This window comes from Rice orange leaf phytoplasma, from assembly GCF_001866375.1.
Classification (GTDB): Bacteria; Bacillota_I; Bacilli_A; order Acholeplasmatales; family Acholeplasmataceae; genus Phytoplasma; species Phytoplasma asteris.
On record NZ_MIEP01000001.1, the window covers coordinates 42,150 to 61,602 of the forward strand.

The window sequence follows — 19,453 nt, forward strand, 5'->3', positions numbered from 1 at the left end:
ATTGATTTATTTTCAAAACTATAAATTATTATAGAGTGAATATTTTGAGATCATAACCGAATTTAAAAAGGAGTAAAAAAATGAAACAAATTAAATCTTCATATATTATATATACTTTTGTTATAATTATTTTTATTGCCATAATTACTTTGCTTTATTTTGCAGTATTTGTTTCTATTAATTCTAAAAACTCTTGGGGAGTTATTTTGCTTCTTGCAATTTGGGATAATTTAGTAACAATACCGCCAATTTATCTTTTTAAAGATGTTTCTTTAATTAAATCAATGTATGTTTCTAAGTGTCGAGGAGAAGGCATCGAATAAGATAATTCATTTAAATAATCAATTCCTCCTATTTGTTTTAATAATTTTTCATTTTCTAAAATAGCACTTATAGAAACATAATCAATTTCTTTATTATTTTGATGTAAGGTTTTCATGGCTTTAAATATATATTTATGATGAGGACTGTAAAAGTCAGTTTCTGTAATTTCATTAAAAACTAAGGAAATTATTTTGGGGTTTAAAAGTACAACCCCCAACAAAGCACGTTCGGCTTCAATCATCTTTCTAACTCCTTTTTTAAATTGGGATATAAAAAATACCCCTTCAAAAAGGGGTTTAGTTTCTATGTTGATTAAAAAGTTTTTTCTTCTTTAATTGTTCTGTCAGGATTTTAATAGGTTTCTTTGATTGGTTCTTCTGTTATGGGATCATATTCAGTAATACAGTCAATTGTTTTACCATCTTTATTAAACCAGGTTGTTTTAATAAAATTCCATGTATCAGGGGCATGTTCGTGAATACCGCAAATTGTTTTACCATCAACATTATAATAAGTAGTTGTATTTTTTTGATAATTCATATTATTTATTTCCTTTTTATATATATTTTTAATTTATTAATTGCTTTGTTTTTGATAATTTCTACTTGCCTTGGATATAAATTTATCATTTTTCCTATTTTTTCGTTGGAATATTTAATTTGAGGATCCTCATTAACATTTCCTAAAGGAATACCAAAACTTAATCTAATAATTTCGAATTCCTGGAGATTTAAAATAGTTTTAAATTTTTTTAAGAATAATTCGTGATTAACTTGGTTTAGCCAAATTTGATGAGGGGTTGGATTGTTGATATTAATAGATTGGTGTTGTTTTTCTTCAAAAGGAATATTATTTACTTGTTTTTCTTTCTGAAAAACCTCTCTGGAAGTAGAAGTAGCTTGTAGGCCTCTGATAAATTCTGTAATTTCACCTTTAATTGTTTGGGTAGCATAGAAAATAAAATCACATCCTAAATCTGGATAATTATTTAAAGCTTTGATTAGACCTAAAATTCCTTCTTGGTATAAATCTTCTCTTTGAAGTACTTTAGGGAAATATTTAAATTGTTTAACTATTTTTTTACTAATGGTAAATGCATTTCGATTAATTGATCGCGAATTGCTAAATTCTTTTTATTTTTTAAAAAATCTTTAAATAATTTTTGTCTTAACATTTTATTCCTTCCTAAAAATATTTTTAGAAAAGATAGAAATTATTTTTTTAGTCTTGAAAAGAAAAAAAGAATAACTTAAATAATTAGTCTTAAAGAATTTTTAGAAAGTAAAAAGTTGTCCAAAGTTTTGGAACACCTCAAATTGATCTTAATGTTAAAGAGCCTATTTTTAAATAATTTATTAAAACTACTTTAACTAATATGATAAAACAAGGTGCAAGTATTATTCGTCTTGATGCTTTTGCTTATGCTTGTAAAAAAGCTGATACTAGTTGTTTTTTTGTAGAACCTGATATATGGCAATTACTTGATGAAGTAAGAGATGTATTAAAGCCTTTGGATGTAGAATTATTACCAGAAATTCATGAAAATCATAGTATTTCACATAAGATTAGTGAGCATGGATACTTTATTTATGATTTTGCTCTTCCTCTTGTTGTTCTTTATACTCTTTATTCTAAAAATCCTCAACGTTTAGTGGAGTGGTTGAAAAAATCTCCAATGAAATAATTTACTACCTTAGATACTCATGATGGTATTGGAGTAATTGATGTTTATGATATTTTAACTGATAAAGAAATTAAGTATACTTCTGAACAATTATATAAACAAGGTGCTAATGTTAAAAAAGTATATTCTTCATCTCTTTATAATAATTTAGATATTTATCAAATTAATTTTACTTATTATTCTGCTTTAGGAAATGATGATGCTTATTTATTGAGTAGAGCTTTTCAAATCTTTTCTCAATACATCAAGTTTATTATGTTTGTCTTTTTGCTGGGAAAAATGATATTAAATTATTAGAATCTTATAAAGAAGGAAGAAATACTAATCGTCATTATTATTCTAGACAAGAAATAAAAGAAGAAGTTAAACGTCCTGTAGTAGCTAATTTATTTAAGTTGTTGGCTTGGAGAAATAAATCTAATTCCTTTGATCTAGATGGTGTTATGGAATGTAGTACTTCTGCATCTAAAATTAAAATATTGCGTAAAGATAAATTAGGTAATAATGTTGCTGTTTTAGATGCTGATTTGATGAATAAAAAATTTGTTATTGTTGAAAATGATAAACAAATATTTAGTAATTAATTATAATATATAAGTTAATATATAATAAGAAAAGACCTCTATTTTATAGAGGTCCTTATTGTTTTAAGGTTGATTGGAGTAGTTTGCTAGTTCTTGTTCTTTTTGTGCAAGGAGTTCTTTGTTGTCGGAAAGGGTGGATTGGATCAAATCTTTCATATCTTTTACAAAAAGTGCGATTTTGTCGTCTTGATTGATGAGACTTAATGTTTTGAGGTCATCAGGGTCAAATTTGGTACCTTCCATTAAATAACGTGATAAATGGGAAGCTTTGGGGAGCATAACCTAATTTAAAATGTTTTATTATGTCATTGTCAAATCCTCTTTTTTCTAAATAATTGAGGACTTGTTTGTTGTGTTTTAATTGATGAGAATAAAAATCTGCTGCTTCTTGCATGATGTTGTAGAATTTTTGGTATTGATGGGTGCTTTATTGGGGGAGTTGGCAGCTTCTTCTTTATTTTCTGTTTAAGTTCCCTTATTGGGGGTATAGTTAGGTTTGTAAGAGGTTGGGGTTTGTATTTGTTCTTCTTGGGGCTCTTTTGTGTTTTTAAATGCTACTGCAACAACTACACAAACAACTCCAGTAGAAATAAAAATAAGTAATAAAATAGTCCATAAAGTATAATTAGGTTATTTTTTATTTTGATACATTTTTGTATCCTTTGGGTTTAATAGGGCACAAAAAAATCTCCCTTACCTTTATTTTACTATTTTTTTTTGAGTAAAAAACGTTAAAAAATAATGTAATTATTGATTTTTTTGTTATTTTTTTAATGTATTAAATTTAAATAAATGTTAAAAAAGTAAAAAAAATATTAATTATTTTATTAAATAAGGTATAAAATATAGACGGATGATTATTTTTGGTAATAATTTCAAGATTAAATCACCCTTCAAATATATATAAAATACATAAAGAAATATAAAAGGAGATTTTCAGTTAAATGAACATCAAAGAAAAAGCATTAGAAATACATGAAAAAAATAAAGGTAAAGTAGGTATTGTAAGTAAAGTAAAAGTACAAAACTTAGATGATTTAGCATTAGCTTATACTCCAGGAGTAGCAGAGCCTTGTTTAAAAATTAAGGAAAATCCTAGTGATGTTTATCGTTATACTATTAAAGGTAATATGGTAGGTGTTGTTACAAATGGGACTGCAGTTTTAGGATTGGGTAATATTGGTCCGAAAGCTTCTTTGCCAGTAATGGAAGGAAAAGCTATTTTGTTTAAGGAATTAGCAGGGATTGATTCTTTTCCTATTTGTATTGATTCTACTGATTCTCAAGAAATAGTAAATATTGTTTCTAAAATTTCAACTGTTTTTGGAGCAATTAATTTAGAAGATATTAAGTCGCCTCAATGTATTGAAGTTGAAGATGCTCTTGAAGCTAAACTTGATATTCCTGTTTTTCATGATGATCAACATGGTACTGCTATTGTAGTTTCTGCAGGAATTCTAAATGCTTTAAAAGTAGTTAAAAAATCTATTGAAGATGTTCAAGTAGTTATTAATGGAGCAGGTTCTGCAGGGATGGCAATTGCTAAAATGTTGTTGTTATTAAAAGTTAACAATATTGTTTTAGTTGATAAAATAGGAGCTTTATATAAAGGAGTAGCCAATCTTAATGAGCCGCAAAAAAAATTAGTTGAAGTAACTAATAAATATCAAGAAAAAGGAACTTTGAAAGAAGTACTTAAAGGAAAAGATATTTTTGTTGGTGTATCTGCTCCTGGTATTGTTACAGCTGAAATGGTATCTACTATGGCAAAAGATGCAATTGTTTTTGCTCTAGCTAATCCAGTACCAGAAATTATGCCAGATGAAGCTAAAAAAGGTGGGGCTAGAATTGTTGCTACTGGGAGATCTGATTTTCCTAATCAAGTAAATAATTGTCTTGCTTTTCCAGGTGTTTTCCGTGGGGCATTAGATGCTAAAGCAACTAAAATTACCGAAGAGATGAAAAAAGCTGCTATTTATGCTCTAAAAAACATCATTAAAGAACAAGATTTAAATGAAAATAATATTTTACCAACTTCCTTTAATAAAGAAGTAGTTAAACAAATTGCTTTGGCAGTTTGTAAAGTAGCTAAAGAAACTGGAGTAGTAAGAAAATGAGTATAGAACAGGAACAAAGTTCCCCAGATAATAAAGAAAACAATAATAATAAAGATAATAAAGACTCTAAAAAAGTTAATAGTATTTTTGTTCCTCAAAAAACTATTTTAGGGTTTAGTGTACCTCTTTTTTGTTTGATGAGTTTAGTAGTTTTTGTGCAAGTTTTTGTTTTGGGATTTGTAAGTTTTCAAACTACTAAGAAATTTAATCCTGCATTTCATCCATTAATTACCCCTTTATTAATAGCTATGCTTTTAGCTGCTGTTTTACAAAAAATAGGTGCTAAAACTCCCCTCTTAAAAGATATTGGAGGTGGTTCTATTTTATGTATTTTAGTACCTTCTATTTTGTTTACTTATCCTTTTTTTAAAGATGATTCTATCTTTTTGCAAATGCAAAAGTTTATGCAAAGTATTATGAAACATTTAAATGCTGAGTCTATAATAATAAAAGAAACTCAATATACTTATAAAGCTATTGGTTTTGCTAATTTTTTCGTTTCTGCTTTAATTATTGGTAGTTTTTTAAGTATGGATAAAAAGTTATTAAAAAGTTCTTTTAAAAAATTTATTCCTTTAATATTAGTATCTTTGCTTACTGGTGCTTTAGTTGTAGGAACTTTGGGGGCTTTATTAAATCCTATTGGAGGTTTAGAAAATGCCTCTCAAACTTCTAAAGGGGGCTTTTTAGATGCTGTCTTTTATATTTTTGCTCCTTTAGCAAGTGGTGGTATGTCATCTGGAGTTACTCCTTTAAAAAATGCTTATGCTCGGCAGAATCTAGATTGGCAAGAACCTTTTATGTCTCATATGACTCCTGCTTTATTAGTAGGAGGAATCTTTAGTATTTTTGCTTCTGGGCTTATTAAGAAATTTTTGAAAACTACTAAATATAGTGGTTATGGTAAATTGGAAGTTAAAGAAACTCCAAAAAATCCAGATAAAAATATTTCTAAATCAGTTCCTGAAAAATTAAGTTATCCTCAAATAACTACAGGTTTAATTGCTATTTTTACTTTATATTTATTGAGTGTTTTAATAAGGGAATCCTTAATTTTATTATTACCAAATATTAAAAAATACCTACCAGAATATATTGTTTTTTTAGTGTTTGTAGTTGTTTTGATGAAATTATTTAATGTAGTATCTGATTATTATAATAGTTGTATTAATCAAGCTTCTAAATTTGTTACTACTAATTTTACATCTGCTTTTTTAGTAATTTTAGGTTCTAGTATTCCAATGGAAGTTATGTTAAAACAATTAAATGTTAAATTTGTCTTTACATGTATAATGTGTGTATTATCAGTTGCTTTAGTAGCAGGGTATTTAGGCAAAAAGTTAGGTTATTATCCAGTAGAATCATCAATTACTGCAGGGCTTTGTACCAATAGTATTGGAGGTGCTGGTAATGTTGCTATTTTATCAGCTTCTGATTTGATGGGATTAATGCCTTTTGCTCAAATAGCTACTCGTATTGGTGGAGCTTTAGTAGTAGTAGTAGCTAGTATTGCTTATCCTTTGTTATATTAATTATATTTTATATATATAAATATGAAAAATATTTATCATAAGTATTTATGATTATTTAATATTATTTTAGTATTTTATTATTAGTTGATTTGATTGAAATTATTGCAATGCAAAATAGCTAACATATTTATATCAAAATTATAAAACATTTTTAACTATTGTGGTGCCCTTCGATTTGTTTATGCTAATAGTTGGGTGCCGTGAGATTTTTAAACACAAAAAACTATATAAAACATTTTGCTAATTTATTTATATTATAAACATTTAAAAATTAAGTTAAATATGTTTTCTTTATACAAAATTTATTTATAAATGTAGAACAAATTTAATTTACTTTTTAAATGTAGATAAATGTAGAGTTTTTGTAATGTATCTTTTAATTGTAATAATTACTCAAAATAATAACAATTATGTTATGTATATAAAAACACTTACTAAAAACATTTATCAATAATGTTATAATAATGGTATATAAGAGTTTTTGAAAATCTTATTTTTTTCCTTAAACATTTACTATTTTTATTTTTTGATATTCAAAGAAATGATTTGTCTTTTTAAACCATATTTAATTAAACAAAAATATGAGTTTTTTTACAAAATTACTACAGGAGTAATGTATGTTTCCCTTGTTGGCTAATTTAATTACTGTTTTTAGGATTGTTTTAGTGTTTGTGCTTTTGCCTTTGATGTGTGTAAGTGAAAGTGAGCCTGAATTTGCTAATGTTTTGACTTTTCAAATTATCTTTATAGTGGCTGCTATTACTGATTATTTGGATGGTTATATAGCTAAAAAATATCAACAACAAACTGTTTTTGGTAAGTTTTTTGATCCTATTGCCGATAAATTATTAGTTATTATCACACTTTTTTATATTTGTCAATGTCGTTTGTCTGCTACGCAAGGAACTTTTTTATTTGCAGATACTCAAATGCCTAAAAAATTTTTTACTGCTGTTATTATGATTATAGTGATTAGAGAATTTTTAGTAACAGGAATAAGATTGGTAGCTTCTAATAAAGAAGGAGTTGTTATTAGTGCATCTTTTTGGGGTAAAGCCAAAACCGTTTTTACATTCGTTGCCATCATTTGCCTTTTTTTTGGGTTGTATACTTCTTCTACTTTTGCTTGTGATGCAAATTTAAAAAAATGGTTTGGATATCTAAGTAATATAGGTGATATTTGCCTGCTTGTTTCAGTTGTTTTAACTATTGTTTCTGGTTTTGATTATTTTTTTAAAAATTATAAAATTATTCGTAAAAATTTTGCTCCTGAGTAATTCATTTTTTGATCCTCACTGTACCCTATTTTTTTAAAATATTTATTGTCTAGTTTTTGGGGTTCAGTGAGATCTTTATTTTGTTACTGCTGTTTTTATTATATTTTAAAATCTGTCTTTTATATATGTTTCTAAATTTTTACATTTATCTTTAATAATTATTTTCATCTTACTCTTTTATCTTTATTATTTTACTTACAATATTTAAAAATTATATTTCATCAAAACTAAAATAAAAAACCAAAGGAAAATTATTTATGCAAAATACACAAAACAAAAACGATTTATAAGACACTATTAAGGATATTGAAAAAAAGTTTGGTAAAGGTAGCATTATGCAATTCAACTCCAAAACTCATAAAGGAATTGAATCTATTTCTACTGGTTCTTTGTCGTTGGATATTGCCTTAGAAATTGTTGGTTATGCTAAAGGAAGAATTATTGAAATTTATGGTTCTGAAAGTTCAGGCAAAACTACTTTAACTTTGCATGCCATTTCAGAGGCTCAAAAAAGGGAGGTAATGTTGCTTTTATTGATGCAGAACACGCCTTAGACCCAGGTTATGCAAAGGCTATTGGAGTAAATCTTGATAAACTTTTAATCTCACAACCTGATTCAGGTGAAAAAGCTTTAGATATTGCTTGTAGATTAATTGCAAGTGGCAAAATTAGTCTTTTGGTAGTTGATTCTGTAGCAGCATTAGTTCCTGAGGCAGAATTAGTAGGCGATATGGGCAATATGGCTATGGGTTTGCAAGCACGAATGATGGGGCAAGCCATGCGTAAACAGTCAGGAATCATTAATAAAACTAATACAGTTTTTATCTATATTAATCAACTTAGAGAAAAAACAGGGATGGTTTTTGGTAATCCTGAAGTAACTCCAGGTGGTAAAGCCTTAAAATTTTTTGCTTCTTTGTGTTTAGACATTAGAAGAGCAGAAACCCTTAAACAAGGGGACCAAGTTGTAGGGATTCGTTCCAAAGTAAAAGTAGTTAAATCCAAACTTTCATCTCCTCTTAAAACTGCTACTATTGATATTATTTATGGTAAAGGTATTGCTAAAATGATAGAAGTAATTGATTTAGCAACTAACCTTAATTTGATTCAAAAAAGTGGGTCTTGGTATAGTTTTAAAGATGAAAAAATTGGTCAAGGAATAGAAAGTGTTAAAAAATATTTAACTAATAATCCTAAAATTTATAATCATTTGGTTGCTGAAATTAAAAAAAGATATAATATTAGCAATTAATCTAAATTATTAATTGAAATTAATTGATTTTTTATTTTTATTTTAAATTATGCAAATATAAGAAAAAGCTAGCTTGTTGAAGCTAGCTTTTTTGTTATTATTAAATTATTATTTTGTTAATTTATTAGTTTTTAATCTTTTTTGTTAAGAATTAAAGTTTTGTTTTGGAAACGAATATTAGTTTTGCTTTTCATTTGATTCCAAAAACGACTTGCTACTTCAAAAATAGTTTCGTGAGTTAAGTGTTTGATATTGCCAATATTTTTGCCATAAATTTGGAAATGGTCTTTTAATAATTTTAATAATATTGGAGGATTAATGTTGTCTTTTTTGCCTAAATTAATAACTACTTCTATAAAGTTGCTATTTGCTCTTTGGTAAGAGTTATTGCCGTAAGAGTTGTTAGAACTATAAGAAACAAATCTAGATTCGCCACCAAAACGTGATCTGGTAAAAGAATTGTTAGTAGTCATTTTTGGAGGAAGGATGTCAGTGTAATTTCTTTCTTTTGGTAAAAAGTTTTTCAATAATCCTTGGATAATTTGTTCAGAAGAAAAAGTTTCTAATAACTTTTGTGCTAATGGATTTGGAGTAGCGTCTTTGTTGTTTTTTTCAATGATGTTTAATAGCTTTTTTTCTAAATCTTTGGCATTTTGTAATTTTATGCTTTGAACAGAAGGAATATCTAGTAAAGTAATTTTTTCTTTTAAGTAGTATTCTAATTTTTTAAGTTGGCTTACTTTTCTTGGGCTAATTAAACTGTAAGCTAAACCTTTTTTGCCAGCTCTTCCAGTTCTTCCGATACGGTGAACATAAACTTCGTCTTCGTGTGGTAAGTCATAGTTAATTACCATTTTGATGTCAGAAATGTCAAGTCCTCTTGCAGCTACATCAGTTGCAATTAAGATTTTAATTTTGCCTTTACGGAAATTATTCATTACATATTGTCTTTGATTTTGTTTTAAATCGCCGTGAACTGCATCAGCTAAAAAGCCTTTGTCTTGAAGGTAGGTTGTAATTTCGTCAACATCTTTTTTAGTGTTTGCAAATAAGATAGCTGAATAATCTTTTTTTAAGTCTAGTAAACGTACTAATAATTTAGCTTTGTCAACTTCTTTTACTAAAAAGTAATTTTGTTCGATTGCATTAACTGCAATGTTTTTAACAGGAACTTGTAGGATTTTAGTGTCTTTTTGATATTTGCTTGCTATTTTTTTAATAAATGGAGGTAGAGTTGCTGAGAATAAAACAGTTTGTCTTTCTTCTGGAATCTTTTTTAAGATTGTTTCTAAGGCTTCTTGGAATCCCATTTTTAACATTTCATCTGCTTCGTCAAGAGTTAGAATTTTTAGTGCTGAGAGGTCGATTTTACCTCTTTCTAGATGGTCAATTGCACGTCCAGGAGTAGCAATAATTAAATGAGGTTTAGCTTCTAGGGCTCTAAATTGTTTGGTGTAAGATTCACCACCATAAACAACAGCGATTCTTATTTCTTGATAAAATCTTAGTAATTTTTTTAATTCTTCGTATACTTGGAGAGTTAATTCTCTAGTAGGGCATAAAATTAAACTTTGAGTTTTTTGGATTTTTGGTTCAATTTTTTCGATAATGGGAATACCAAAAGCAAAAGTTTTTCCTGTTCCTGTTTGAGCTTGTCCAATTACGTCATGTCCTTTTATAATTTCTGGAATTACTAAGGCCTGAATTGGAGTAGCATCAATAAAATTGAGTTCTTTTAAAGCTTTTTTAGTTTGCTCTAAAATAGGCAATTGTTCGAATAAAGTATTCATAAATTCCTCATCTTTCTTTTTAATTTAAAAATTAAATTATACAGATATAAATATAAAATGTTTGCTAAGTGCACAAAAACACTAAACCCTTTTTATAAGATATTTTTAAACCCTTTATGATTTCAAGTTATTGTTTGGAGTTGCTAAATAATTAATAATCTTGAAAAAAGGAATCATTTTAAAAACTATCAACTGTGTATTTGCTGTCATTTTTACTTTAAGTAAAAAAGTTGTAAGACTTAATATTTTTAGTTAAGACCTTAATAAAAAGTATTTTGGTATTTTGCTTTTATAACAATTATGGTTGGAGTAATAATTTTATTTGTGAAATAAAGTTAAATAATTGTTCAAAAGTAAAAAGTTACACTAATTTATAATAGTTTTTTGATTTGTAACATTTAATAATTTTTTACTGCATCTTTAATATTATACTTTATTATACTTGTAAATTAATAAAAAAACAACTATGTTGGAATTAAAAGTGTCTTTTTGTTGCTTTTATTATGTATTTGTTGAAATATGGGAGGTAATAAATAAAAATAAGACTCTCATTTATTGAGAGTCTTATTTAGTATATTTGATTATAAAAGTTTATATATTTCTTCTTTAGTGATTGTTTCTTGTTCTAATAATAAATTAGTAATTTGATCTAATAAGTCTTTATTTTGTGAAATAATTTCTTTTGCTTTAGTATAACATTTTGCAATAATTTTTTTGATTTCTAAATCTATTGTTGTTTTATCGGAAAACTCAGAATCCTGGCTCACTCCTAAACTACTAATACCATATTTAGTAACCATTAAACGAGCTATTTTTGTTACTTGTCTAAAATCATCATAAGCCCCATTAAAAACTTCATTAAAAATTATTTCTTCAGCTACACGTCCGCCCAAATAAGATTAATTTGAGCTAGCATTTTTTTATCAGAAGTAAAAAAGTTTCTTTTTCTGGCATTATTAAATTATAGCCACCAGAAGAGCCTCGAGGAATAATAGTTATTTTTTGTACCTTTTGTGCGTATTTAAGTTTTAATCCAATAACGGCATGTCCTGCTTCATGATAAGCTACCATTTTTCGTTCTTCTTCGTTGTATTTGATTGATTTTTTGGCAGGACCCATCAAAACACGGTCAATTGCTTCTTCTAATTCTTCTAAAGTAATTACATTTTTTTTATTTCTTACAGCCAAAATTGAAGCCTCATTTAGAACAGCTCCAAGTTGTGCTCCTGACATGCCTGGAGTTTGTTTAACAATAGAAATAAAATCAATGTTAACATCAATTTTTTTATTTCTGGCATGAACTTGTAAAATTGCTTTTCTTGCTTTTACATCATGAAGACTTACAATAAATTGTCTTTCAAATCTTCCTGGACGAAGTAAGGTAGAATCTAGCATATCAGCTCTATTAGTTGCAGCCACCACAATAATACCTTGTGATTTAGTAAACCCATCCATCTCAGTTAATAATTGGTTGAGAGTTTGATCTTTTTCTTGCCCTCCTCTAGAATCATGACCCCTTTTGCCTCCTAAAACATCTATTTCATCAATAAATAAAACACAAGGAGCATTATATTTAGCTTCTTTAAATAATTCTCTTACACGAGAAGTCCCAATTCCTACATATCTTTCTACAAATTCAGAACCAGATACTGCATAAAATGGTACTCCTGCTTCTCCTGCAAGAGCTTTTGCAAGTAAGGCTTTGCCAGTACCAAGAGGACCCGATAATAATACTCCTTTAGGAATGCAAACTCCCATAACAGCATATTTTTGGGGTTGTTTTAAAAAATCAATCAATTCTTTCATTTCTTCTTTTTCTTCTTCATTTCCTGCAACATCTTTAAAACTAAATAAAGATTTTTGTGAAGAAGAAATTTTAGACTTAGATTTTAATTTTCCAGAATTTCTATGTAGTCCATGAATAATATAAAATATAAAAATCATAGAATGTAGATATACTATAGGACCAAATAAAACCCTTAATAAATTAGTTTTTTGTAGTATTCAAAAGGGATTTTAATTTTGTTTTCTTCTAAAAAATCTTTCTTTTTGTTAAAAAAACGGTCATCTGTAATTAAATAATAAGTGTCATTTTGTTTTATAATTTCTATTTTATAAATAGGTTCTGAATGAATAAAATCATTTTCTTTTTTGATAAAATTAATTTTACTAATTTCATTGTTTTTTATTTTTTTTGTATTTTTATCTGTTATTTTTTCTAAAATAATTAAATTTGCTTTTGATAATTCATTGGATTGTGGATTTACAGAAAAGCTTATATTTGAATCTAAAGCAGTTTGAAGATTTTTTTTATCTTCTTGCGATATATCGCTATTTTCAATGATTTGCAATAAATTTTCTTTTTCAGAAAAATTAATTTGTTTTTTGGCTTTAAATTTGGTTAATGCTTCTTGCACCATTTTATAGCTTTTTAAATTTTGTATTTCTTCATCAATGTATTCATCTATAGTATTATGACTTATCTTAGTTCCTGAACTTTTAAAAACAACATCACTTAAAAAAACAGGAGCAATTGATAATAAAAGAAATATAAACCAAATGCTACAAAACATAATTACTATAAGTAATGTTTTTTTTAGTATTAAATTTTTTCAAAATGTTCATATTATTATTTATCCTTGATTATGTTTTTTTGATTTGGTCTATATCATTTAAAAGTTTGAAATAAGATTGAAAAAAATTAGTTTCTAATTTATTAGAAGGGTTTTGATAATTTTTTATTTTTTTAAAATTCATTAACATATTTTCTAAAGTGTTTATAGATTCTTGTTCATTACAATTGTCTATATGGAATCCATTATTAAAACCATTATATGTTTCTTTAAAAGTTGCAAATATATCTAAAATATTATTTGAAGGTAAAGCTTCAGGAACTATATAATAAGGATTAAAAATTGATTCTAAATTATTTAATTTTCCTTTGATTAAATTTATAAATTGCTCTTTGCTTATTGCATTTTGTGTTTGATTTGGGTTGATTGGCTCAGGAATTAATATAATTTCTTTTTTATTATTTTGCAAAAAACTATTTATTTTATCTAATAAAAGTTGGAATTTTAATTTTATTGTGTTTTTATTGAATGCGAATTGAGCTTCTCTTTTGATAGGCAAATTTGAGCAAACATCTTTGAATTCATTACAATCTTTAATTGCGTTAATACTTTTATAAAGGTTTGACAAGAAAACATTATAATGTAAACTTTGATTTGTTAACAATGAGTCAAATAATTCTTTAATGTTTTGTGCTCCTTTTTTAACTTCATCATTATTATCTTGTTCTTTTTCTATTATTTTTTGGGGTGGTGTATTGTTAATTCTAAATGTTTCAAATTAATTAAATAAATCATTAATTAATTTTATTTGTTCTTCTTTGTGGAATAAGTTTGCACAATCAATGTTATTGGTATAAATTGTTTCCCAAGTGGAAGGTATTTCAACTTTTAAGTCTTCTGTAATTTGTTTATTTTTTATAAAATCCAGGATTAAAAAATTGAGTATTTGATTTTAGGGTTTCTGTTATTTCAAAAGGATTTTATGCATCCGTTAAAGAAAGTGATAAACTTTCAAATAAATCTTTAAGTTTATTAATTAAATTAATTTCTACTTGATTTGGGTAATTTGAGTCTTCAGATTGTATTCTTGGATTTGTGTTTTGTGTTTTTGCTTCTTTTATTTGGGGATCGTTTTCAGAAATAAAAATATTAATTTTAGAAATAATATTTTTTATTTTTTGATGTGGGTTGCTAAGTTCTTTATATTTTGTTATTTGGGGTGTTTTTTGGTTTTGGGTTTCATTTTTATTTAAGTCTTTATTTAAATGTTTGTATGTAAAATAAAAAGCAAAACCAGTTAATAAAGATAATATTAAAATAAATAATATAATTTTAATTTGTTATTTAGAAAAATTCATATAGTATAAAATAACCTTTCATATTTTTTTTGATTCATAAATTTATTTTTTTAAAATATATTGAAATTTATTCTTATATGACATATTTATTTTCAGGGTCTACAATATTATTTGTTAAATTATAGATAATAAAAGTTCGCATATCATATTTTTTATCCTCTTTAGGGATATTTAATTTTTTCATAAAATTAATAAAATCATTTTGGTTGTATTTAAAATTTAAATAAGGAACTTTTTCTTCGTAGCATTTTAAATCTATATCAAAAATGGGCATATTATTATTTTGTGCCCTAGTAAGTCTATCTTTGGCTCTTGTTATAAATTCTTTTGTTCTTTCGGTGTACCATTGGTGCCCTTCTTGCTTTTGTTTTATTTTTTCTTGAGCTTTGATTGCATTTTCTTGGGATTGTAATGTTTTTTATTGAGTTTGGGAAGTAAATTGAAGTTCATCTTTAAATGTTTCACAAATTAATCTTAACCAATCAAAATTAATTTCTAAATTTTTGGTTATAAAACGTATATAAGGTGTTTTAGAAGATATATTGCTATTTTTCAATATTTTTTTTATATCAATATTATTGATTGTGTTTATAAAAGAATATTTTTCATTATAGTAATTATCATTATTGTTACAATTTGTATTTAATAATTCATCAGTGGCATCTGGTTTGCTAGTTTGTATTAATGAATAGTCAGCTTTAGAAATTTGACAACCATATTTTTCTTTAGGTTTTGCATTTTTTTATTCTAAATTATATAAATTATTTTTACCTTCAGTCCAAATGATATAATATGATGGCAAAATTTTACTTAATGTTTCAAAATCTTTTTTCAAAGAAATTTATTTTTCCATTAATATCTTTTTGAGTGGGATTCATTCCTTCAAAAAAACAATACTCTCTTATGATATTGTTTTATAAATCTGGATAAATTAAATAAAGGGCAACAGTTATTTTATTAATATTATATTTTTTTAATTGGGATGGATTTTGTTTCGGCATTTCGGAATTTATAATTTGTTCTTTTATATTTGGAGGTTTTTCAAAAAAAGAATTAAATGCAAGTTCATTTTTATTTTCTAATTTTTGATTTTCTTCTTTGATTTTTATTTTGTGTTTTGCGTCCAAATATGTCCAAATAATTATTAAAATAGATAAAACAGTAATTATGGATATTGTAATAGTAATATTTTTTTATTTAGGTTTTTCATTTTTTAGTTACCTTTCATTATAAATTTACCTCCTTACCTTTATTTTACTCTTTTTTTTGCGTAAAAATCGCTCAAAAACAGTTAAAAAAGTGAAAAAAAAGATACTTTTTGCCATATTAAAGGAGGTGATTTCAATTATATAATAAAAAAAAGACTCTCATTTATTGAGAGTCTTATTGATTTGGATTAATTTTTAATATTGTATATTTCTTTTAAAGCATTTTGGTAAGGTTGGATGTCTATTTGACTAAATTTATTTTTAGTTTGTAAATTTTGAAATAAATTGTTATGCCTTGTAATTGCTAAAGTTTGATCTTTTTCTAACTGTTTTTTTTGTTGAATTAATTGTTGTAATGTATCACCAATACGATTAATTTTATCTTCTATTTCTTGTTTTTCTTGTTCGTTTGCTGCTTCGTATTGTCTTTCTAAAACTTTTACATCTTTATTTATTTTTTTTATGCTCAATGATATGTCATCAATTCTGCTATTTATTTTTAAAATATTTTCGTATGATTCTTTTTCGTCTTTAGACATGAAAGACATTTGTTGTTGTTGGTATTGTTTGCGTAGTTCTTTTTCTTTTTCTTTTATAGGTAGAATTTTTGGTAGTTCTTTAAGTTCATTATTGGTAATATATTTTAATCTTTTGTTAAAATTTTCTTGTGAGACTTCTATTTTATTATTTATTTCAGTTTTATTGTTATTTTGTGATGAGGTTTTTAATAACATCGCATCAGAAGTGAATAATTGAGGTGTTACAAAGAAATAAAAAGTTGTAATTCCAATTAAAATTAAAAAGATAGTTGTAATAAGTATATATTTTTTGTTGCGGGTCATTTAGTTTGCTTTCTATTTTAAAAAGTGCTATTGTGTTAATTTTGGTTCTTAATTTTATTTTATCATTTTTTATTATTTTAAAAGTTTTTTTATATTATAAAGTTTTTCGGGTTGTAAAAAGATGAGTTAATGTTTTAAAATATGGGTTTGTCAGTAATTAAATAAATGTCTGATAATTGTAAATTGAGTATAAAATTTAGTTCTTTGGTGTGTATTTCTAACATTTTTTCTTGAAATTGTTGAGTATAATGGATTTTATCTATTGTGTGTTTTTGTTTTTTTTGGATATTTAAATAACTATTATAAATAGAGCCTAATCCTTGTTTTTCAAAAAGTGGAGTTGTAGGATGATTACTATATTTGCTTTTACAATCTTTCCAAGTTTTAGTTAATAAATCATGGAGTATTTCATTTTTTATTAAGTCATAATTGTTTCTTGTTGTCTTTATTAAAATATTAGAATTTATTTGAAGATGATATTTTAGTTCTTTTTCTTTGGATAGTTGTAAATTGAGTTTTTTTGGTTCTTCTTGGTTTATTTCTAATGTTATTTCTTGTTGTATATGTGGATATAGAATTAAACCTAATAACAATATACTTATAATTACTAAGAATAATAAAACTTTAATATTTATTTTCAAATTATTTATTTTCAAATTATTTATTTTCTTTTATATATTGAAGGGACAAGTGTTTCCCCACATTTATATTATAACTATTATTATGTAAAAAGTCATTATATAAACAAAAAAGACTATCATTTAAGATAATCTTAATATTTTTTAAGTAATTTTTTGTTAGTTTGGTATGGGGAATTGTGTTTAAATTCATTGTTATACCTCCTTTCTTTTATATTTTAGGTATATTGGTTGGTTGGGGGGGTGGGTTTTATGCCTAAAATATGTTGGGAGGGTAAAATATTTTGGGTATGTTTTAGTTTTTGAGTAGTTCGTTTATTTTTTTTGGATAGTTTGTTTTGGTAGTCGGAAAGGGATTTTGGAGACGATCTATTGTTCTATTAAATTGTGTTTCAAACATTTCAACTGATTTAATTTGCTCATCTAATATACCAATTTCTCGCTCTAAACTTTCAATTTCAATTTTGGATTCGGCAAGTTGTAATTCAATTGCCATTTTTTGTTCGGGGGTTAGGTTTGGTTTGTTTTTTTTGTGTTTGTTAGTTTGTTAGTTTGGTTTTATGTTCTTTTAAATGTGTTGTTTTTTCATCTCTTTGTTGTTGTGGTTTTATTTGGGTGTTTTTTTCTTTTTCAGTTTGATAATTTTTAATTGAATCTTGGGTGGTTTTAATACTTGCTTCAATAGTGGTTTTAAAGTTAAGGACCATTTCTAAATCATAAAGTTCCCCTTCGTATTCGTATTTCTTTTCGTTTGTTGTTTGTGGTTGTGATGTGGGTTTAAATGTTTGAGAAGGTAAGTAAGGATTTTGGTTGATTTGACTTCCTGTATAAATTCCTTCGTTATTACTGTAATCAGGTTTGTAAGATTGTGTGGGTTTGGGGGATGTTGGTGTGTCATCAGGTTTAGTTTTTTTGATTAAATAAAACTAAAACTTACCCCCATTTAAGGATGCTTTTTTTCTTTTTTATATTATTATTAATTATTTATAATCACATTAAAATTAATACAAAATACATAATTATTAATATAAAATTAATAAAAATATAACAAAATGAAAATATAGGGTTGACATTCAACAAAAAAAGTAATACAATATTATTGGCAATCGTTAATGTGAGTGCCAAGAGGTGATGAATATGCTTTCAGATAGAAAAAAATTAATCTTAAAGGCTGTAGTGGAAAACTATTCACAAAAAGGACAACCCGTAGGTTCTAAACTGCTTACCCATTTGCCTTATCTTAAATTTGCAAGTGCTACTATTCGTTATGATATGGTGCAATTAGAAAAAGAAGGGTTTTTACAAAAAAATCATACTTCTAGTGGTAGAGTGCCTTCTTTTAAGGGCTATACTTACTATCTAAACCATTTATTAACACGTGATCATGATGTTGCTTGTATGTTTGAAAGCATTGACAAAGTGATTCAAAAAAAGCGTTTTTGTAAAGGACAAGTAATTAAAGAAGCTCTTAATTTGTTAAATAATTTAACTAATTATACTGCTATGGCAATTGGCTCTGATATTTTTAATAATAGTAAAATTACTAAAATTGATTTTATTCCTTTAAATAGTACTCAAGCTGTTATTTTGATTATTACTGATAAAGGAAATGTACAACATCAAAATATTTCTTTGGATCAAACAAAAGAAATTAGCATTTATGACCTTAAAGATGTAGTGCAAATAGTAAATGATTTGTTGACAGATAAGTTTTTATCAGAAGCAGCCAATATTATTCAAAGTGATTTTTTTAAACAAACTATTGCTAAATATATTTGTTTTCAAGAACAATTAATTGCTTTGTTTATGGAAGCTTTTAGTAGTTTTGCCTCAGAGAATCTTTATTTTTCGGGGGTTTCTAAAATGCTTGAAAAACCTGAATTAAGTAATCCTGAAATTATTAAAAAATTTATGGGTCTTTTAGAGCGTAAAGAATTATTAAAAATTATGTTAAATCAAGATAGTTTGTCTTTTAAATTTTCTGATGGCTTGCAACTTACCCCTTTAAAAGATTGTATGATTCTTTCTATTCCTTTTGATGTAAATCCTAATGAGAAAGGAAGAATTGCAGTTGTAGGACCTTCGTGGATGAAATATCCTAAAGTTATTCCTATTTTGGAATATTTGGCAGTTCATTTATCTAAATTAAATGATCAAGAATAACAAATAAAAGAATAAATAATACAATAAATAATTGTAAGATAAAATATAAGTAATAATTACAATTACAACAAATAACAAATAATAATTAATAAGTAATAATGAAATAATTTA

Annotated in this window: 19 protein-coding genes and 3 pseudogenes; 6 read left to right on the forward strand and 16 right to left on the reverse strand. The window is 25.8% G+C overall.

Annotated features, from left to right (window positions below; genetic code table 11):
• Positions 1–250 precede the first annotated feature (250 nt).
• The 3 genes and pseudogenes from BHE82_RS00210 to BHE82_RS00220 form a co-directional block, all read right to left on the reverse strand.
• On the reverse strand, positions 251–565 hold the full coding sequence (locus BHE82_RS00210) for a DnaB-like helicase N-terminal domain-containing protein (RefSeq protein WP_071345316.1): 315 nt from the start codon (positions 563–565) through the stop codon (positions 251–253).
• 110 nt (positions 566–675) lie between these two features.
• Positions 676–864, reverse strand: a complete 189-nt coding sequence (locus tag BHE82_RS00215; protein ID WP_071345317.1) for a DUF2963 domain-containing protein — start codon at positions 862–864, stop codon at positions 676–678.
• 5 nt (positions 865–869) lie between these two features.
• Positions 870–1,498: pseudogene (locus BHE82_RS00220) on the reverse strand (sigma-70 family RNA polymerase sigma factor).
• A gap of 123 nt (positions 1,499–1,621) precedes the next feature.
• Here BHE82_RS00220 and gtfA point away from each other — a divergent pair.
• Positions 1,622–2,592: pseudogene (gene gtfA / locus BHE82_RS03490) on the forward strand (sucrose phosphorylase); the annotation flags it as partial.
• 63 nt (positions 2,593–2,655) lie between these two features.
• Here the strand turns inward: gtfA and BHE82_RS03340 are convergent.
• Complete coding sequence (locus BHE82_RS03340) at positions 2,656–2,871, reverse strand: hypothetical protein (RefSeq protein ID WP_257608372.1); 216 nt, start codon at positions 2,869–2,871, stop codon at positions 2,656–2,658.
• A complete protein-coding gene (locus BHE82_RS03020) occupies positions 2,816–2,986 on the reverse strand; it encodes a hypothetical protein (protein WP_240682820.1) in 171 nt (56 codons plus the stop codon). The genes BHE82_RS03340 and BHE82_RS03020 overlap by 56 nt, the downstream gene beginning before the upstream one ends.
• Before the next feature lie 550 nt (positions 2,987–3,536).
• On the opposite strand from BHE82_RS03020, the gene BHE82_RS00240 reads away from it, so the two are divergent.
• The 4 genes and pseudogenes from BHE82_RS00240 to recA all read left to right on the forward strand — a co-directional run bounded on the left by BHE82_RS00240 (position 3,537) and on the right by recA (position 8,770).
• Positions 3,537–4,709: an NAD(P)-dependent malic enzyme gene (locus tag BHE82_RS00240; protein WP_071345321.1), complete on the forward strand. Its 1,173-nt coding sequence runs from the start codon at positions 3,537–3,539 to the stop codon at positions 4,707–4,709.
• Positions 4,706–6,241, forward strand: a complete 1,536-nt coding sequence (locus BHE82_RS00245) for a 2-hydroxycarboxylate transporter family protein (protein WP_180365471.1) — start codon at positions 4,706–4,708, stop codon at positions 6,239–6,241. The genes BHE82_RS00240 and BHE82_RS00245 overlap by 4 nt, the downstream gene beginning before the upstream one ends.
• 617 nt (positions 6,242–6,858) lie before the next feature.
• The gene (pgsA, locus tag BHE82_RS00250; protein ID WP_011161060.1) at positions 6,859–7,518 is read left to right on the forward strand and encodes a CDP-diacylglycerol--glycerol-3-phosphate 3-phosphatidyltransferase; all 660 of its coding nucleotides are present in this window, start codon (positions 6,859–6,861) and stop codon (positions 7,516–7,518) included.
• Positions 7,519–7,814: 296 nt separating this feature from the next.
• Positions 7,815–8,770, forward strand: a pseudogene (gene recA / locus BHE82_RS00255) (recombinase RecA).
• A gap of 131 nt (positions 8,771–8,901) precedes the next feature.
• Here recA and BHE82_RS00260 read toward each other — a convergent pair.
• From BHE82_RS00260 to BHE82_RS03170, 11 genes are all read right to left on the reverse strand, one after another.
• Positions 8,902–10,560, reverse strand: coding sequence for a DEAD/DEAH box helicase (locus BHE82_RS00260; RefSeq protein WP_071345322.1), 1,659 nt, complete (start codon positions 10,558–10,560; stop codon positions 8,902–8,904).
• Between the two features lie 581 nt (positions 10,561–11,141).
• Complete coding sequence (locus BHE82_RS03345) at positions 11,142–11,453, reverse strand: hypothetical protein (RefSeq protein ID WP_257608360.1); 312 nt, start codon at positions 11,451–11,453, stop codon at positions 11,142–11,144.
• Between the two features lie 16 nt (positions 11,454–11,469).
• Positions 11,470–12,504, reverse strand: a complete 1,035-nt coding sequence (locus BHE82_RS03165) for an AAA family ATPase (RefSeq protein ID WP_257608361.1) — start codon at positions 12,502–12,504, stop codon at positions 11,470–11,472.
• A 35-nt stretch (positions 12,505–12,539) separates the two neighbouring features.
• Positions 12,540–13,133: a hypothetical protein gene (locus tag BHE82_RS00270; RefSeq protein WP_071345323.1), complete on the reverse strand. Its 594-nt coding sequence runs from the start codon at positions 13,131–13,133 to the stop codon at positions 12,540–12,542.
• Positions 13,134–13,203: 70 nt separating this feature from the next.
• Positions 13,204–13,692, reverse strand: a complete 489-nt coding sequence (locus tag BHE82_RS00275; protein ID WP_180365472.1) for a hypothetical protein — start codon at positions 13,690–13,692, stop codon at positions 13,204–13,206.
• 872 nt (positions 13,693–14,564) lie between these two features.
• Positions 14,565–14,765 carry a hypothetical protein gene (locus BHE82_RS00280; protein ID WP_071345325.1) on the reverse strand — a complete coding sequence of 67 codons (201 nt, stop codon included), beginning with the start codon at positions 14,763–14,765 and terminating at the stop codon, positions 14,565–14,567.
• A 640-nt stretch (positions 14,766–15,405) separates the two neighbouring features.
• Positions 15,406–15,618, reverse strand: coding sequence for a hypothetical protein (locus BHE82_RS00285; RefSeq protein ID WP_071345326.1), 213 nt, complete (start codon positions 15,616–15,618; stop codon positions 15,406–15,408).
• Between the two features lie 269 nt (positions 15,619–15,887).
• Positions 15,888–16,541 carry a hypothetical protein gene (locus BHE82_RS00290; protein WP_071345327.1) on the reverse strand — a complete coding sequence of 218 codons (654 nt, stop codon included), beginning with the start codon at positions 16,539–16,541 and terminating at the stop codon, positions 15,888–15,890.
• A gap of 134 nt (positions 16,542–16,675) precedes the next feature.
• Positions 16,676–17,197 carry a hypothetical protein gene (locus BHE82_RS00295; protein ID WP_071345328.1) on the reverse strand — a complete coding sequence of 174 codons (522 nt, stop codon included), beginning with the start codon at positions 17,195–17,197 and terminating at the stop codon, positions 16,676–16,678.
• Between the two features lie 277 nt (positions 17,198–17,474).
• Positions 17,475–17,675, reverse strand: coding sequence for a hypothetical protein (locus BHE82_RS00300; RefSeq protein WP_071345329.1), 201 nt, complete (start codon positions 17,673–17,675; stop codon positions 17,475–17,477).
• 43 nt (positions 17,676–17,718) lie between these two features.
• Positions 17,719–17,886, reverse strand: coding sequence for a hypothetical protein (locus BHE82_RS03170; protein WP_180365473.1), 168 nt, complete (start codon positions 17,884–17,886; stop codon positions 17,719–17,721).
• Positions 17,887–18,307: 421 nt separating this feature from the next.
• Here BHE82_RS03170 and hrcA point away from each other — a divergent pair, with 421 nt between their 5' ends.
• Positions 18,308–19,342 (forward strand): heat-inducible transcriptional repressor HrcA, encoded by a 1,035-nt coding sequence (gene hrcA / locus BHE82_RS00305; RefSeq protein WP_084024622.1) that lies wholly within the window; start codon positions 18,308–18,310, stop codon positions 19,340–19,342.
• The last annotated feature ends 111 nt before the right edge of the window (positions 19,343–19,453 follow it).

Excerpts from the sequence above, each read along its gene's own strand:
- BHE82_RS00210 (WP_071345316.1), bottom strand. The coding sequence starts at position 565 with ATGATTGAAGCCGAACGTGCTTTGTTGGGGGTTGTACTTTTAAACCCC.
- BHE82_RS00215 (WP_071345317.1), bottom strand. The coding sequence starts at position 864 with ATGAATTATCAAAAAAATACAACTACTTATTATAATGTTGATGGTAAA.
- BHE82_RS03340 (WP_257608372.1), bottom strand. The coding sequence starts at position 2,871 with ATGCTCCCCAAAGCTTCCCATTTATCACGTTATTTAATGGAAGGTACC.
- BHE82_RS03020 (WP_240682820.1), bottom strand. The coding sequence starts at position 2,986 with ATGCAAGAAGCAGCAGATTTTTATTCTCATCAATTAAAACACAACAAA.
- BHE82_RS00240 (WP_071345321.1), top strand. The coding sequence starts at position 3,537 with ATGAACATCAAAGAAAAAGCATTAGAAATACATGAAAAAAATAAAGGT.
- BHE82_RS00245 (WP_180365471.1), top strand. The coding sequence starts at position 4,706 with ATGAGTATAGAACAGGAACAAAGTTCCCCAGATAATAAAGAAAACAAT.
- pgsA (WP_011161060.1), top strand. The coding sequence starts at position 6,859 with ATGTTTCCCTTGTTGGCTAATTTAATTACTGTTTTTAGGATTGTTTTA.
- BHE82_RS00260 (WP_071345322.1), bottom strand. The coding sequence starts at position 10,560 with ATGAATACTTTATTCGAACAATTGCCTATTTTAGAGCAAACTAAAAAA.
- BHE82_RS03165 (WP_257608361.1), bottom strand. The coding sequence starts at position 12,504 with ATGATTTTTATATTTTATATTATTCATGGACTACATAGAAATTCTGGA.
- BHE82_RS00270 (WP_071345323.1), bottom strand. The coding sequence starts at position 13,133 with ATGTTTTGTAGCATTTGGTTTATATTTCTTTTATTATCAATTGCTCCT.
- BHE82_RS00280 (WP_071345325.1), bottom strand. The coding sequence starts at position 14,765 with ATGCCCATTTTTGATATAGATTTAAAATGCTACGAAGAAAAAGTTCCT.
- BHE82_RS00290 (WP_071345327.1), bottom strand. The coding sequence starts at position 16,541 with ATGACCCGCAACAAAAAATATATACTTATTACAACTATCTTTTTAATT.
- BHE82_RS00300 (WP_071345329.1), bottom strand. The coding sequence starts at position 17,675 with ATGGCAATTGAATTACAACTTGCCGAATCCAAAATTGAAATTGAAAGT.
- BHE82_RS03170 (WP_180365473.1), bottom strand. The coding sequence starts at position 17,886 with ATGGTCCTTAACTTTAAAACCACTATTGAAGCAAGTATTAAAACCACC.